Here is a 14,724-nt window from a genome sequence, read left to right as displayed (position 1 = left end):
GCCCGCTCGGCGCCCCGCCGACCCGTGGACCGACCCGAACCCACCCAGCGAGGCGACGTGATCCGCACCATGGTGGTCGACGACGACGCGCTGGTCCGGCTCGGACTCGTCGACCTGCTCGCCCAGGACCCGGAGCTGACCGTGGTCGCCGAGGCCGCCGACGGACTGGAGGCCGTCGAACTCGCCGCCCGCCACCGCATCGACGTCGCCCTGATGGACATCCGGATGCCCAGGCTCGACGGCATCGCCGCGACCCGGCGGCTCCGCGCGCTGCCGGACGGTCCGCGCGTCATCGCGCTCACCACCTTCGACCTCGACGAGTACGTCTACCGGGCACTGGCGGCCGGGGCCGACGGCTTCCTGCTCAAAGACACCCCGCCCGCCGAGATCGCTCGCGCCGTCCACGTGGTCGCCGGCGGGCAGGGCATGCTCCACCCGGCCGCCGCCCGCCGCCTCATCGACCGTTACCACCGCACCGGCGAGCCGCGCGCGGTCGCGGCCCGGGGCCGCCTGGAGGGGCTCACGCCGCGCGAGGGCGAGGTGCTGCGCGAACTCGCCGTCGGCCGCTCCAACGCCGAGATCGCGGTCGTCCTCGGGATGCGCGAGAGCACGGTCAAGGCCCATGTCAGCCGGATCCTCACCGGGCTGGGGGTCGGCAACCGCGTCCAGGCGGCACTGCTCGCCCGGGACGCCGGCATGGTGGGCGACGCCGGCTGAGCCGACCGCCCTCCCCTTGTGCGACGATCCGTCCGCACTCCTCCGCCATCGCCTGGGAACACGGTGATTTGCCCCGAACCGACCGCCCCCGGATCAGCGCCGCGCGGTACTCGACGCCGGTCCGCCGTCACCCATCTGGCTTGGAAAAGGCGCGCCTTGGCGTCCTGTGCTGCCGAACCCCGGCCCCGGGTCCATGGTGGAGGTGGGCGCGATCCGGCGACCGCGCCCGCGCGCCGAGCCGGGTTCGCATGTCGTGCGCCGACCGCCGTTTCAGCGGCCGGGCGACGGGGCGGAGCCCGACCCCGGCACGCTGGGAGCAGGGCCACCTCGCAGGAAACCGAACGGTTCTTCTAGGCTCACATCTCGGCTTCCCTGTGGTGGTGCGTCGTTCTGCGCCCGCCGCAAGGGAAGCCGCCGTCCACGGAGGCTCCGGGACGATCGGGGCCACCGGATCGAGCGAGGAGGACGCACATGCCACACACGCCGCCCAGCCGTTCCAGCGCACTTGGAACGGACGGACCCTCTTGGTGTCCCGCCGTCACAGCCGGGCCTGTCGGCCCGGTGACCTGGCCGGGGCGGACCGGCCGCCCCGGCCGATCCGCGCGGCCGCTGTATACCGGCGGCGGCCGCGGAGGCAAGCGTTGAGTCCTCAAGCCGTCCGCCCCGCCACTCCCGCGGCGAGCCCCATGGCCGCCGCGACCCCTGTCCCTGCCGCTGCTCCGGTGCCGGTCGCCGCCGGCACGATCACCGCCCCGGCCGCCCCAACCCCGACGGCCACCACCGGATCCGCCACTGCGAACGCCGCCGCCATCCCCACCGCGAACGCTGCCACCGCGAACGCTGCCACCGCGAACGCCGCCACCACCACGACGGTCACCACGATGACGGCCGGCGCCACCACTGCCGCCGTCACCACGACAGCAGCCACCACTGCCTTCGCCCCAGTCGAGCCGACCAGGACCGCCGGCGCCGCAACCGCCCCGGCCACCTCCGGTACGACCGCGAGAATCGGCACCGTCCGAACCGCCCTCGCCCCGGCCGCCCCCACACCCGCCGCCGCGCCACCCACCGCAGCGGCCCCCCACACTCCGGCCGTCCCCGACAGCGAGGGCCAACCCGGCCCCACCGCCGCTCTCCCCGGTCTGCCCCAGGCCCTCACCACCCGCGCCCGCACCCTCGCCGGAGCCGTCCGGCGACGCTGCGCCGACCTGGCCCGGATCGAGTCCCCCAGTGGTGACGCACCCCGACTCGACGCCCTCGCCGAGGAGTTGGCCGCCGGATTCCGGGCCACCGGCGCCACCGTCCACCGCGAACCGGGCCCGGCCGGAGACCACCTCGTTCTCCAATGGGAGGGCCGGGACGAAAGCCTGCCGCACCTCCTCGTGGTCGGTCACCACGACACCGTCTGGCCGGCCGGCATCCTCACCGACTGGCCGGTCACCGAACAGGACGGCACCCTGAGCGGGCCCGGCGTGGTCGACATGAAGGGCGGACTCGCCATCCTGGAAGGCGCCTTCGCCCTGCTCGCCGACCTCGGCCAACGCCCCCACCGCACGGTCCGCCTGGTCGTGGTCTCCGACGAGGAGGTCGGCAGCCCGGACGGCAGGCGCCTCGTCGAACGCCAACTGCGGGACGCCGCAGCCGTACTCGGCCTCGAACCGCCGCACCCGGACGGCCGGCTCAAGACCGCCCGCCGCGGCTCCACCCGGGTGCGGCTCACCGTCACCGGGCGCGAGGCGCACGCCGGCAACGACGCCGCCGACGGCGTCTCGGCCGTGGACGAACTGGTCGACCAGCTCGTCGCCGTCCGCGGCCTGGTCAGCCTCCCCGGCACCGAGCTGAACGCGGGCCGGATCAGCGGCGGCAGCCGGGCCAACGTCGTGGCGGGCCGGGCCGAGGCGGAACTCGGCCTGCGCTTCTCCACCACCGAGGCGCAGCGCCGGACCCTCGACAACCTCGCCCGCCTGACCGCGCTGCGGCCGGGCGCGCGGGTGCGGACCGAGGTGCTGTCCAGCCGCCCGGCCTGGCCCGAGCGTTCCGCGAACCCGCTGCTGCGCCACGTCCGTTCGCTCGCGGCGGTGCTCGGGCAGCAGTTGGACGGCGGTCCGGCGGGCGGGGCGGGCGACACCAACCTGCCGGGTTCGCGCGGACTCCCCACGCTCGACGGCTTCGGCGCCGTCGGCGGGGGCGCGCACGCCCGGCACGAGCACATCCGGATCGACCAGCTGGCACCGAGGATCGCCCTGCTGGCGGCGCTCCTCGCCGTTCCGCTCCCACGGTTGCGCGACCGCTCGGAGGGGTGACGGGGCGGGGTGTCCCAGCCGGTGACGGCTGACGAGTGACCGTCGACCGTCGGCGGCCGGCTGACGGCAGCCGACGGCTGGCAGATTGTGAAATCTGTCAGCCGTCGGCTGTTCAGCGCGTCTCGGCTTCCTCTCCGGTGTCCGCGAGCAGCGGGAAGAGCCGGGTGACCGCCGCGACGGGGTGGGTCCCGGTGCGCGGTTCGCGCTGCCGGTAGGGCGCGAGCAGGGCGCGGACGGCGGCGCCGAGGTCGGCGAGTTCGTCGCTGGTGAGGTGCAGGATGTCGCTGGAGGTCTGGTCCCGCTGCCATTCGGTGGGCGCGGCGGACCGGTTGGCGAGCCAGTGGCGGTAGCTGCCGTTCTCCAGTTCGGTCGCCAGCTCGGGGGTCAGATCGCCGCTGGTCCGGCCGGCGGTCGGCGTGCCCGACTCGGGAGGCATCAGCGACCCCTCCCAGCGGAGTCGCCACGGGCGGGAACGCCCGTCCCCGGTCGGCGCCTCCTCGATCAGCCCGTACCGGGCCAGCTGCCGGAGGTGGAAGGAACACGTTCCGGAACTCTGGCGGATCATCTGCGCGGCCTGGTTCGCGGTGATGCTGCCCCACTCGGCGATCAGGTCGAGCAGTGCGGCGCGGACCGCGTGCTGCGGCAGCGGTCGGGAGGGCGCCCCGCTCTGGAGGGCGGCCGGTTCGGTGGGAGTGTTGTGGGTGGTCACTTTGCAAAGACTCCACTTTGCAAAGTTCTTTGGCAAGTGCGGATCGCGTCGATCCGCGGCCGGGCCAGTGTTTGCCCACTGTATGGGGCTCTTGGCGGCGTGCGAGGGGGCTCCGATGGCCGCCTGCCCACACTTTGCAAAGTGCACACTTTGCAAAGTGTGGGAGAGTGACGAGCAGTGGAGCCGATGCCGGATCGCCGGTGCCGGCTCCCGCGCGCCACGGTGCCGCATCCGGCACCGTGGCGCGGAGAGCGCAGCAACCCAGTAACCCAGCAGCCCAGCGACGCAGGGCTTCGGGCGGCGCACAGCAACGCAGGAATGCGGCATGCGGGACTGCGGGAACGCAGCAGCGCGGAAGCCGCAGGCATCACGGAGGGGGAGAAGATCATGGCGCGACGCGAGTCGGTGGAGCGGGTGGAGCCGGTCCGGGGCCAGGTGAGCTTGCAGGGCGAGGTGCAGGCGGCCTACCCGGAGGTGCCGCCGGAGGCGTTGCGGGGTGAGGTGCGGCGGGTCACCGTCGTCGGGGAGGACGTGCTGCACCGCCGGTGCCGGGACGTGGCGGAGGAGGAGTTCGGCACGCCCGCGCTGGCGCGGCTGATCGACGACATGTTCGCCACCATGCGGGTCGCCGAGGGGGCCGGACTGGCCGCGAACCAGATCGGCGTCGACCTCCAGCTCTTCGTCTGGGACTGCTTCGACGAGGACGGCGTCCGGCACGTGGGCCACATCCTCAACCCGGTGCTCGACGAACTGCCCGCCGGCGCGCGTCGGCTGGTCGAGGCGGAGGAGGGCTGTCTGTCCGTCCCCGGTCCGTACGTGGCTCTGGCCCGCCCGGACCGGGCGGTGGTCCGGGGCCGGGACCTGGACGGCCGGCCGCTGGTCGTCGAGGGGTGCGGCTACTTTGCGCGCTGCCTGCAGCACGAGGCCGACCATTTGGGCGGCGGCCTCTACATCGACCGCCTCGCCGCCCGGGAGCGGCGCGCGGCGCTGCGCCGCATGGAGGAGCGCAAGGCGGAGGTGTTCGCCGGGCGGGCCGTTCGCGCCGAGGAACTGGCTGCCCTGCGCCGGACGTCGGCCTGACGCAGCCCCCTCGCGCCGTCGGCTGGTGACCGGCGGTGACGCGTTCCACTTCGGCCGGGTCCGAGCCCCAGGGGCCCGGGCCCGGCCTTTGCCCGTCCCCGGCCCGCCCTGCCGCCGCCCCGTCCCCGAGCCGCCGCCCCGACATCGGCGGTGCTCCCTTGTCAGTCGCCCGTCCCACCGCGCACAATGGTACCGACCGAACGGTCAGTCGGTTGGCGGCCCGCCGACGGGTGGGGACACAGGCAGCGAAAGGGGACCGTGGTGACAGCAGAGGTGGCCGAGCGGCCCGGGGCATCGCCCGAGGAGGCGTTCGAGGCCGTCATCGCCGCGGAGCAGCGCATCGAGCCCCGCGACTGGATGCCCGACGCCTACCGGGCGACCCTCGTCCGCCAGATCGCGCAGCATGCCCACTCCGAGATCATCGGCATCCGAGATCATCGGCATGCAGCCCGAGGGCAACTGGCTCACCCGCGCCCCCTCCCTGCGGCGCAAGGCGATCCTGCTCGCGAAGGCCCAGGACGAGGCCGGTCACGGCCTGTACCTCTACGCCGCCGCCGAGACCCTCGGCGTGGACCGTGCCGAACTCACCGAGAAGCTGATCTCCGGCCGCCAGAAGTACTCCTCGATCTTCAACTACCCGACCCTCACCTTCGCCGACGTCGGTGTGATCGGCTGGCTGGTCGACGGCGCCGCGATCTGCAACCAGGTCCCGCTCTGCCGCTGCAGCTACGGCCCGTACGCGCGCGCCATGGTCCGGATCTGCAAGGAGGAGTCCTTCCACCAGCGCCAGGGCTACGAGCTGCTGATGACGCTGATGCGCGGCACCGAGGCCCAGCGCCGGATGGTCCAGGACGCGGTGGACCGCTGGTGGTGGCCGTCGCTGATGATGTTCGGCCCCTCGGACGCCGCCTCGCCGAACACCGCCCGCTCGATGGCCTGGCGGATCAAGCGGCACACCAACGACGAGCTGCGGCAGCGCTTCGTCGACATGACCGTGCCGCAGGCCGAGCACCTCGGTGTCACCCTCCCCGACCCCGGGATGAGCTGGAACGAGGAGCGCGGCAGCTGGGACTTCGGCGAGCCGGACTGGTCGGAGCTGAACCGGGTCATCCAGGGCCAGGGCCCGTGCAACGCCCAGCGCGTCGAACGGCGGCGGGCCGCCCACGAGGACGGCGCGTGGGTGCGCGAGGCGGCCACCGCGTACGCGGAGAAGCGCCGCGCCGAGGCCGGCGCGAGCACCGGGACGAACGCCGGCAGGCAGGCGGACGCCGGTACGCAGCCGGACGCCAGTACGCAGGCGGACCCCGGTACGCAGACGGAGGCCCCTACGCAGCCGGACGCCGGTACGCAGACGGAACAGGAGAACGGAAAGTGACCGAGTCCAAGGCCGGCTGGCCGCTCTACGAGGTGTTCGTGCGCCCCCGGCGGGGCCTGAACCATGTGCACGTCGGCTCCCTGCACGCGGCCGACGACCGGATGGCGCTGCTCGCCGCCCGCGACCTCTACACCCGCCGCAACGAGGGCGTCAGCCTCTGGGTGGTCCGCTCCGACGCGATCACCGCGTCCACCCCGGACGAGCGCGACCCGTTCTTCGCGCCCAGTGGCGACAAGGTCTACCGCCACCCGACCTTCTACGACATCCCCGAGGATGTCCCGCACATCTGACCGGGAGCAGCCGAACCATGACCGACGACCACGTGTACCTGAGCCTCAGCGAGGCGTCCCCCGAGCCCGAGGGCGAGGGCCGCTGGGCGTACGGGACGGGCTTCGCCGACCCGCTGCTCGGGGTGGACACCGCCGTCCCGCCCGGGCTGGACGGGACCGACCTCGCGGCCTACTGCCTCATGCTGGGCGACGACGCGCTCGTCCTCGCCCAGCGCCTCATCGAGTGGTGCACCCGCGCGCCCGAGCTGGAGGAGGAGGTCGCGCTCGCCAACCTCGGCCTCGACCTCCTCGGCCAGGCCCGCCAGCTGCTCACCCGGGCCGGGCAGGCGGACGGTTCCGGGCGGACCGAGGACGACCTGGCGTACTGGCGCGAGGAGCAGGAGTTCCGCAACGTCCGCCTGGTCGAGGCGCCGAACGGGGACTTCGCCTACTCGATCGCCCGCCTGCTGCTGTTCTCCACCGTCCGCGGCGCGCTGTACGAGGCGCTGGCCGGGCACGCCGACCCGGTGCTTGCGGCGGTCGCGGCGCGCGGGGTGAAGGAGCTGGCGTACCACCGCGAGTACGCCACCGCATGGACGCTGCGGCTCGGCGACGGCACGCCGTACTCGGCCGCGCGGATGCAGGCCGGTCTGGACGCGGTCTGGCCGCTGCTGGAGGAGCTCTTCACCGCGCACCCGGTCGAGCTGCGGGTCGGGGTGGACCCGGCGACGCTGCGCGAACCGGTGCTGCGCTCACTGGCGGCGGTGCTGGCGGAGGCCGGGCTGGCCGTGCCGGACGTGCCGGGGCTGGCGACCGTCGGCGGCCGGGCGGGCCGGGACGGGGTGCACAGCGAGGCCCTGGGCCTGCTGCTCGCCGAGCTGCAGGTGCTGGCCCGCGCGCATCCGGGTGCGACGTGGTGACGGCCGTGGCCGGGCAGCGCGCGTCGAGCGGGGCGGCCTGGGCGGTGGCGGCCGCCGTGCCGGACCCGGAACTGCCGATGCTGACCCTGGCCGACCTGGGTGTGCTGGCCGAGGTCGAGGTGGCCGGGGGCCCGGAGGACCCGGTGGTGACCGCCTGGCTCACCCCGACGTACTCGGGCTGTCCCGCCGTCGCCGAGATGGCCGCCGATGTGGACCGGCGGCTGCGCGCGGCCGGGTTCGCGGACGTCCGGGTCCGGCTGCGGCTCGACCCGCCGTGGTCGACCGACCTGATCACCGCCGAAGGCCGGCGCAAGCTCGCCGAGGCCGGCATCGCCCCGCCGCGGCCCGGGGGCGGCGCGGCGGCCAGCGGCGGCGCCACCCTGCTGAGCCTCGGCCCGACCCGGGTCGCGGCCGCCGGGCCCGTCGCCTGCCCGCTCTGCGGCGGCACCGACACCGAGGAGCTGTCCCGCTTCGGCTCCACCGCGTGCAAGGCGCTGTGGCGCTGCCGCGAGTGCCGCGAGCCTTTCGAACGCGTCAAGGAGATCTGAATGGCCGCCGTCCCACCAGCCGTCCCGTCGGCAGTCCCGGCAGTCCCGGCCGACTCACCGGCCGTCCCGTCGGCCGTCCCGTCGGCCGTCCCGCCGTCGGCGGAGCCGACCACGCCGCCGTCCGCCGAGCCGTCGCCCGTCCGCCCGGCCCGCCGGCCGGCGTTCCACGCCCTGCGGATCGCGGCAGTGGAACGGCTCTGCGACGACGCCGTCGCCGTGACCTTCGCGGTGCCGGACGGGCTCGCGGAGGCGTTCGCGTTCCGGCCGGGGCAGACGCTGACGCTGCGCCGGGTGGTGGACGGGGTCGACGAGCGCCGCTCGTACTCGATCTGCGCCCCCGTCGGCGGCCCGCTGCGCATCGCCGTGCGCGAGGTGCCGGGCGGCCTGTTCTCCCGCTGGCTGGTGCGGGACGCCGGGCCGGGGGAGGAGGTGGAGGTGCTGACGCCGTCCGGCCTGTTCACCCCCGACCTCGGCGAGCCCGCCGACCATGTGCTGCTGGCCGCCGGTTCCGGCATCACGCCGATGCTGTCCATCGCCGCCTCCGTGCTGGCCGCCGACCGCGCCTCCACCGTGACCCTGCTCTACGGCAACCGCCGCAGCGACACCGTGATGTTCGCGGACGAGCTGGCCGATCTGAAGGACCGCTACCTGGGCCGCTTCCAGCTGGTCCACGTGCTCTCCCGGGAGACCCGGGACGCCGAACTGCTCAGCGGCCGGCTCGACCCGGAGCGGGTCGAGGCCCTGCTGCGGGCGTTGGTGGACGTGCCGGCGGTCGGTCACTGGTGGCTCTGCGGGCCGTTCGGGATGGTCACCGGGGCGAAGGAGCTGCTCGGCGGGCTGGGCGTGCCGACGGAGCGGGTGCACCAGGAGCTGTTCCACGCCGAGGACGAGCCGATCGGCGAACGCGCCGACGACACGCCGGGCACGGCGGACGGCGCCGAGGGCGTCGAACGCAGCGAGGTCACCGTCGTCCTGGACGGCCGGGGCAGCACGCTCAGCCTGCCGCGCGACCGGTCGGTGCTGGACGGCGCGCAGCGTTCCCGGCCGGACCTGCCGTTCGCCTGCAAGGGCGGGGTGTGCGGGACCTGCCGCGCCCTGGTCACCGAGGGAGAGGTGTCGATGCGGCGCAACTTCGCCCTGGAGGAGAAGGAGTTGGCGGCCGGCTACGTCCTCACCTGCCAGGCCCGTCCGGTGACGGACCGGGTGACGGTCGACTTCGACCGCTGACGGGCGGCCGGTCGCTCCCCTCCCCGGTCAGGCGCTACCCGGCCGCCACCGCGACGGCCGCCGGTTCGACGGCCACCGATTCGACGGTGGCCACCGCGGCGCCGGCCGGGGCGCCGAGCAGCCCGACGATCTCGTTGACCGCCGCCCGGCCCGCGCGGTTGGCGCCGACGGTGCTGGCGGACGGCCCGTAGCCGACCAGGTGGACCCGGGGGTCGGCGGTGGCCCGGGTGCCGGTCAGCGCGATGCCGCCGCCGGGGGAGCGCAGGCCGAGCGGGGCGAGGTGGCCGACCTCGGGGCGGAAGCCGGTCGCCCAGACGATCGCGTCGACGGCGAGCTCCTCGTCCCCCCAGGCGACCCCGTGCTCGGTGAGGCGGTCGAACATCGGCCGGCGCCGCAGCGCGCCCAGCTCCTCGGCGCGGCGGTAGGCCACCGACGGTCCGAGCCCGGTCACGCTCACCACGCTGCGCACCGGCAGCCCCTGGCGGACCCGCTCCTCGACCTTGGCGACCACGGCGCGCCCGTACTCGGGGGTGAACGGCCCGGCGTGGTACACCGGCGGGGTGCGGGTGACCCAGACGGTCTCGCCGACCGCCGCGACCTCCGACAGCACCTGGATCGCCGAGGCGCCCCCGCCCACCACCAGGACCCGCTTGCCGGCGAACTCCTCCGGCCCCCGGTACGCGGCGTAGTGCAGCTGCCGTCCGGCGAACCGGCCCGGGTAGTGGGGCAGGAAGGGCCGGGTCCAGGTGCCGGTGGCGTTGATCAGGGCCCGGGCCGACCAGGTGCCGGAGTCGGTCTCGACCAGCAGCCGGGCGTCGGGCCGCGCCGATTCCGAGCGCACCGCCAGGACCTGGACCGGGCGCACCACCGGGAGCGCGTGCTGTGCCTCGTACGCCGCGAAGTACCCCGGGACGACTTCGCGCGCCGGTGCGTTCGGGTCGACCTCGGGCAGCTCGACGTCGGGCAGGTCGTGGAAACCGTGCACGGTGGCCATCCGCAGCGAGGGCGACCGGTGGGCCCAGGCGCCGCCGGGGGCGTCATCGGCGTCGAGGACGACGAACCCTCCGCCGGTGTCGCCGGCCTCGCTCGCCCCGCCGCCTCCGACGGCTTCGCGGTAGGGGGCGAAGCCGCGGCGGCGCAGGTGGTAGGCGGCGGACAGGCCCGCCTGGCCCGCGCCGATCACCACGACGTCGACCCGGCGGACCGGGCCGGAGTTGGTTGCACCGTAAACAGTCACGCCGGTGAAACATCCGGTGCCCGGCGGGTGTTCCCGGCCGCCGCAGGGCCGGGAACACGGCCGTGTGCGGTCCCGTACGGGCAGACCTCCGTGCCGACGTCCGCCGCCTCCGTGACGTCGAACCGGACCATCGGCACCGCGGGCCCGTCCGGTTCCAGGGTCGGGCCTGACCCGGATCGGACCGCTCCGGCTCAGGCCGTGGCCGGGGAGATCACGACCGCGGTCCCGTACGCGCAGACCTCCGTGCCGACGTCCGCCGCCTCCGTGACGTCGAACCGGAACATCAGCACCGCGTTCCCGCCGCGCGCCTTGGTCTGCTCGACCAGCCGCTCCATCGCCTCGTTCCGGCTCTCCACCAGGGTCTTGGTCAGGCCGCGCAGTTCGCCGCCGACCAGCGACTTCAACGAGGCGCCGATCTGGCTGCCGATGTGCCGGCTGCGCACGGTCAGGCCGAAGACCTCGCCGATCACATGGTCCACCCGGTAGCCGGGGATGTCGTTGGTGGTCACTACCAGTACCTGGGCGTCCGGGCGCTGCCCGCCGCCGTACTCGTCGATGTTTGCCATGGCGCCCATCCTGCGGGCGGTTCGACGCCGTCGAACAGAGGCGCGCGGGGGTGCGGCCGGGAGAAGGCGGAGCAGTGACGGCGAGAACGCGTAGGGTAGCCGGAACAGACCGGTGATCGGACGGCCGAAAGGCCGTACCGTAGCCCCATGGGCGAGCGAAGCGATCATCCACAGGGGCCGGGCGCGGCGGAGGACTCGGGCGCGCAGGAGATCGAGGCGACGGTGGTCCTGGGACTGCGGATCACGAACTGGCCGGCGCTGCGCGCCGCGGCCATCGCGGCCGTGGAGGAACTGGACTTCGAGGGCATCGATCCGGCCGGGCAGCGCCGTGAACTGCTGCGCGAGGTGGCCGAGGACGCCAACGCGGCACTCGGCGCACTGCTGCACCCGGACCGGCTGGTGGCGGCGATCCCCGGGGTCGAGGCGGTCGGCGGCACGCTGGAGATCAGCGTCACCGAGGACTTCGCGCCGGACTTCGCCGAGCTGTTCCCGCTGGACGGCGACGAGGAGGAAGGCGGCAGCGCGGCGGGCGACTGGACGCTCACCCCGCGCACCGCGTGCCTGCTCCACGCCCAGCTGCTCGGGCTGGCCGACGCCGCCTACGACGACCTCGACGAGCACGAGGACGAGCCGGTCACCGACGGCGAGGAGGCGGACTGGACGGTGTTCGGGAGGCTGCCGCAACGCACTTGGCGGCTGCACCGGAGCTGGCGCCGGGCGATGGCCCGCACCTTCGACGACCTCGCCGACGACCTCGCGCTCGGCGAATGGCCGCTGCCGCGCTGCCTGGCGGAGGAGATCGCGCTGCGGATGGCCCTGGTCGACGCCCGGACACTGCTCGGCGCGCAGCCCGAGTCGGTCGCCGACATGATGGGCGACCTGCCCGCGGACCTGTACGACTACGACTGGGACGGCTGCCACGACGAGCTGTTCGGCGTCTACGGGCCGGACGACGGCGACCCGGAGCTGACCGCGGAGCAGCGGGCCGAACTGCTGCTCACCGCCACGCATCCGGAGGGCTGGTTCCTGAACTACGACGACGCGGAGGAGCGGGACGCGCAGCGCGGCTACCGCCGCTGACCGGGAGCCGGACGTCGGACGTGGGGTGCTGGACGGCGGGTGCCGGGCGCCCCGCGGTGATCGCCGCGGGGCGGGGGCTGGCATGCTGGTCGGGTGACCTCACCGTTCGACGCCCCCGTTCCAGACCCGATGCCCGAGGACCGCGACGCCCGGCAGCAGTACGTGCTGCCGCTGGTGGTCCGGATGGAGCGCGCGACGCCGCCCGGGCGGACCGACGCGCTGGAGACCTCGGCGCGGGCGGTGCTGACCCTGCTGAACGACCCGCGGGTGGTCGAGGCGGAGGGTGAGTGGGCGGAGCGGGTGCTGGCCTGGGAGGACGCGCGGATCCGCAAGGTGGTCCGGCGGGCCCGGGGCGGCGAGTGGCGCCGGGCCGGGGAACTGCCCGGGATCACGGTGACGGGGCTGGAGGCGGAGGTGCGGGTGTTCCCGCCGGTTCTGCTGGACGGCTGGCCCAAGGAACTGGCCAAGCTCCAGGTGTCGGGCACCGACCTGGAGGAGGCCGGTCCGGTCGGCGCCGCGGCGCCGGGTGTGCCGGTGCTGTGGCTGAACCCGGAGCTGGAGATGAGCGCCGGCAAGACGATGGCGCAGACCGGCCATGCCGCGCAGCTCGCCTGGTGGCGGCTGGACGACGCCCGGCGCAAGGAGTGGGCGGAGAGCGGTTTCGCGCTCGCCGTCCGCACGGCGACGCCGGAGGCGTGGGCGGAACTCGTGGCGAGCGGGCTCCCGCTGGTGCAGGACGCGGGCTTCACCGAGATCGCCCCGGGGAGCTGCACCGTGGTGGCGGACCACCCGGCGCTGCGCGGCTGAGAAGGGCACCTGCCGCCCCCGAGGGGTGCGATGGAAGGCGAGGACGGCGCCCGGGTCGAGCGGCTCGACCCGGGCCGTGGGCTCCACCTCGGTGGCGCGGTGTCAGAACCCCTGGCGGCGCAGGCTGCGTATTCCGCCGTAGGTGGCGGCCGCGGCCCACAGGGCCATGATCAGCAGCCCGGTCCAGTGCCCGTACGCCACCTGCGGGTCGTCGGTGTAGCGCAGCGCGTACTGGCCGGCCCGGTCGGGCAGGAACTGCACGGCGTGACGCACGACCGGGACCCCGGACAGCAGCGGGGAGAGCAGGAAGACGACCGGCAGCAGCAGGCCCATCGCCGCGGTGAGATTGCGCAGGACGGCGGTCAGCCCGAGGCAGAACACCACCAGCAGGACCGGGTAGAGCACACCCGCCGTGGCACTGCGCACCAGGGAGGGGCCGTCCCAGGCCTCCGGTACGAAGGCGGCGTAGCCGGCGAACGCCCCGGCCGTTCCGAGCAGTCCGACGGCGAGGGCGACGGCCGCGGCGAGGGCGAGCTTGGCTCCGTAGAGGCGCCCGCGGTGCGGGACTGCGGTCAGTGAGAGGCCGATCATGCGGGTGTTGAACTCCTGGCCGAACAGCAGGACGGCGAAGCAGACCAGCGCCGCCTGGCCGAAGTTGAGGCCGTAGTGGATGCCGACGCCCGGGTCGGAGGTGATGCTCTCGTCCTTGTCGCCGAGGGTGGCGGCGACGGCGGTGGTGAACCCGACCGTGAGCAGCAGGCCGATCAGCGGGGTGATCCAGAGCGAGCGCAGGGTGGTGAACTTGATCCGTTCGGCGCGCAGGGCGGCAGGGATCAGCGAGCCGGTCACGGTCGTCGTCCTGGTGGTCGTCGCGGTGGTCATGCGGCCACCGCCCGGTACTCGACGCTGTCGGCGGTCATCCGCATGAATGCTTCCTCCAAGGAGTCCTGTTGGACGGCGATCTCGTACAGCACCACGCCGTCGGCGGCGGCCAGGGCGGCGATGGACTCGGCCGCCGTGCCGGTGACCTCCCAGGCACCGTCCGCCGCAGGTTGCGCGTCCAGGCCCGAACGCAGCATCAGCGCGGCCAGCCGGACCGGGTCGACGGCCCGCACCCGGACCCTGGTCCGGCCGTGGCGGTCGATGAAGTCCGAGGTCGCCGCATCCGCCAGCAGCCGGCCCCGGCCGATCACCACCAGGTGGTCGGCGGTCAGGGCCATCTCCGTCATCAGGTGCGAGGAGACCAGCACCGCCCGGCCCTCGGCGGCCAGTCCGCGCAGCAGCGTGCGGATCCAGCGGATGCCCTCCGGGTCGAGGCCGTTGACCGGCTCGTCGAGCATCAGCACCGGTGGATCGCCGAGCAGTGCCCCGGCCACCCCGAGGCGCTGGCGCATGCCGAGCGAGAAGCCGCGGATCCGCCGCTCGGCCGCCCCGGTCAGGCCGACCCGGTCGAGTACCTCGTCGACCCGGCGGTCCGGCAGGCCGTTGCTCGCGGCCAGCCAGCGCAGGTGGCCGCGAGCCGTGCGGCCGCCGTGCAGGGCCTGCGCGTCGAGCAGTGCCCCCACCCGCCGCAGAGGCCGGTCGAGTTCGGCGTACGGGCGGCCGTCGACCAGGGCCCGGCCCGCGGTCGGGCGGTCGAGGCCGAGGATCAGCCGCATGGTGGTGCTCTTCCCGGCGCCGTTGGGCCCGAGGAAGCCGGTCACCACCCCCGGGGCGACCTCGAAGTCGAGCCCGTCCACCACCCGTGCCCCGCCGTACTCCTTGGTGAGGCCCTCCACCTTGATCACGACCGTCCTCCGTTCCTCCGTGCTTCGGTGACTCCATGGGACCGCGGCCAGGGGGTCCGGCGGATCCCGCCCGGGAGGGGATCCGCCTCCCTCCCGAGA

Annotated in this window: 14 protein-coding genes and 1 pseudogene; 10 read left to right on the top strand and 5 right to left on the bottom strand. The window is 74.5% G+C overall.

Annotated elements, in window-relative coordinates:
• Positions 1-57 precede the first annotated feature (57 nt).
• Together VR45_RS02840 and VR45_RS02830 are read left to right on the top strand one after the other, a co-directional pair.
• The gene (locus VR45_RS02840; RefSeq protein WP_045938071.1) at positions 58-717 is read left to right on the top strand and encodes a response regulator transcription factor; all 660 of its coding nucleotides are present in this window, start codon (positions 58-60) and stop codon (positions 715-717) included.
• Positions 718-1,439: 722 nt separating this feature from the next.
• The gene (locus VR45_RS02830) at positions 1,440-3,020 is read left to right on the top strand and encodes a M20/M25/M40 family metallo-hydrolase (protein WP_199925891.1); all 1,581 of its coding nucleotides are present in this window, start codon (positions 1,440-1,442) and stop codon (positions 3,018-3,020) included.
• Between the two features lie 112 nt (positions 3,021-3,132).
• Here VR45_RS02830 and VR45_RS02825 read toward each other — a convergent pair whose 3' ends face one another.
• Positions 3,133-3,729, bottom strand: a complete 597-nt coding sequence (locus VR45_RS02825; protein ID WP_045938051.1) for a helix-turn-helix domain-containing protein — start codon at positions 3,727-3,729, stop codon at positions 3,133-3,135.
• A gap of 387 nt (positions 3,730-4,116) precedes the next feature.
• Between VR45_RS02825 and def the strand changes: the two genes are divergently transcribed.
• The 6 genes and pseudogenes from def (at position 4,117) to paaE (ending at position 9,148) form a co-directional block, all read left to right on the top strand.
• Complete coding sequence (def, locus tag VR45_RS02820; RefSeq protein ID WP_107084085.1) at positions 4,117-4,809, top strand: peptide deformylase; 693 nt, start codon at positions 4,117-4,119, stop codon at positions 4,807-4,809.
• 258 nt (positions 4,810-5,067) lie between these two features.
• Positions 5,068-6,184, top strand: a pseudogene (paaA, locus tag VR45_RS02815) (1,2-phenylacetyl-CoA epoxidase subunit PaaA).
• Complete coding sequence (gene paaB / locus VR45_RS02810) at positions 6,181-6,474, top strand: 1,2-phenylacetyl-CoA epoxidase subunit PaaB (RefSeq protein ID WP_030391930.1); 294 nt, start codon at positions 6,181-6,183, stop codon at positions 6,472-6,474. The pseudogene paaA and the gene paaB overlap by 4 nt, the downstream one beginning before the upstream one ends.
• A gap of 17 nt (positions 6,475-6,491) precedes the next feature.
• Positions 6,492-7,373 carry a 1,2-phenylacetyl-CoA epoxidase subunit PaaC gene (paaC, locus tag VR45_RS02805; RefSeq protein ID WP_045938050.1) on the top strand — a complete coding sequence of 294 codons (882 nt, stop codon included), beginning with the start codon at positions 6,492-6,494 and terminating at the stop codon, positions 7,371-7,373.
• Positions 7,374-7,378: 5 nt separating this feature from the next.
• Positions 7,379-7,921, top strand: a complete 543-nt coding sequence (gene paaD, locus VR45_RS02800; RefSeq protein ID WP_234325809.1) for a 1,2-phenylacetyl-CoA epoxidase subunit PaaD — start codon at positions 7,379-7,381, stop codon at positions 7,919-7,921.
• Positions 7,922-9,148 (top strand): 1,2-phenylacetyl-CoA epoxidase subunit PaaE, encoded by a 1,227-nt coding sequence (gene paaE / locus VR45_RS02795; protein ID WP_078896183.1) that lies wholly within the window; start codon positions 7,922-7,924, stop codon positions 9,146-9,148. It begins immediately after the preceding gene.
• A 34-nt stretch (positions 9,149-9,182) separates the two neighbouring features.
• On the opposite strand, the gene VR45_RS02790 is transcribed toward paaE, so the two are convergent.
• Together VR45_RS02790 and VR45_RS02785 are read right to left on the bottom strand one after the other, a co-directional pair.
• Entirely contained in the window at positions 9,183-10,385 is a 1,203-nt protein-coding gene (locus VR45_RS02790; RefSeq protein WP_045938049.1) for an NAD(P)-binding domain-containing protein, read from the bottom strand.
• Between the two features lie 191 nt (positions 10,386-10,576).
• Positions 10,577-10,951, bottom strand: a complete 375-nt coding sequence (locus VR45_RS02785) for a YbjQ family protein (protein WP_045938048.1) — start codon at positions 10,949-10,951, stop codon at positions 10,577-10,579.
• 147 nt (positions 10,952-11,098) lie between these two features.
• Here VR45_RS02785 and VR45_RS41985 point away from each other — a divergent pair, with 147 nt between their 5' ends.
• Both VR45_RS41985 and VR45_RS02775 read left to right on the top strand, forming a co-directional pair.
• The gene (locus tag VR45_RS41985) at positions 11,099-12,031 is read left to right on the top strand and encodes a hypothetical protein (protein WP_159394101.1); all 933 of its coding nucleotides are present in this window, start codon (positions 11,099-11,101) and stop codon (positions 12,029-12,031) included.
• Between the two features lie 129 nt (positions 12,032-12,160).
• On the top strand, positions 12,161-12,838 hold the full coding sequence (locus VR45_RS02775) for an aminoacyl-tRNA hydrolase (RefSeq protein ID WP_045938047.1): 678 nt from the start codon (positions 12,161-12,163) through the stop codon (positions 12,836-12,838).
• A gap of 102 nt (positions 12,839-12,940) precedes the next feature.
• On the opposite strand, the gene VR45_RS02770 is transcribed toward VR45_RS02775, so the two are convergent.
• Both VR45_RS02770 and VR45_RS02765 read right to left on the bottom strand, forming a co-directional pair.
• Positions 12,941-13,720, bottom strand: a complete 780-nt coding sequence (locus VR45_RS02770; RefSeq protein ID WP_045938046.1) for an ABC transporter permease — start codon at positions 13,718-13,720, stop codon at positions 12,941-12,943.
• The gene (locus tag VR45_RS02765) at positions 13,717-14,625 is read right to left on the bottom strand and encodes an ABC transporter ATP-binding protein (RefSeq protein WP_045938045.1); all 909 of its coding nucleotides are present in this window, start codon (positions 14,623-14,625) and stop codon (positions 13,717-13,719) included. The genes VR45_RS02770 and VR45_RS02765 overlap by 4 nt, the downstream gene beginning before the upstream one ends.
• Positions 14,626-14,724: the final 99 nt, after the last annotated feature.

Source organism: Streptomyces sp. NRRL S-495 (assembly GCF_000966955.1).
Lineage (GTDB): Bacteria > Actinomycetota > Actinomycetes > Streptomycetales > Streptomycetaceae > Kitasatospora > Kitasatospora purpeofusca.
This window is presented reverse-complemented; position numbering and strand designations above follow the sequence as displayed.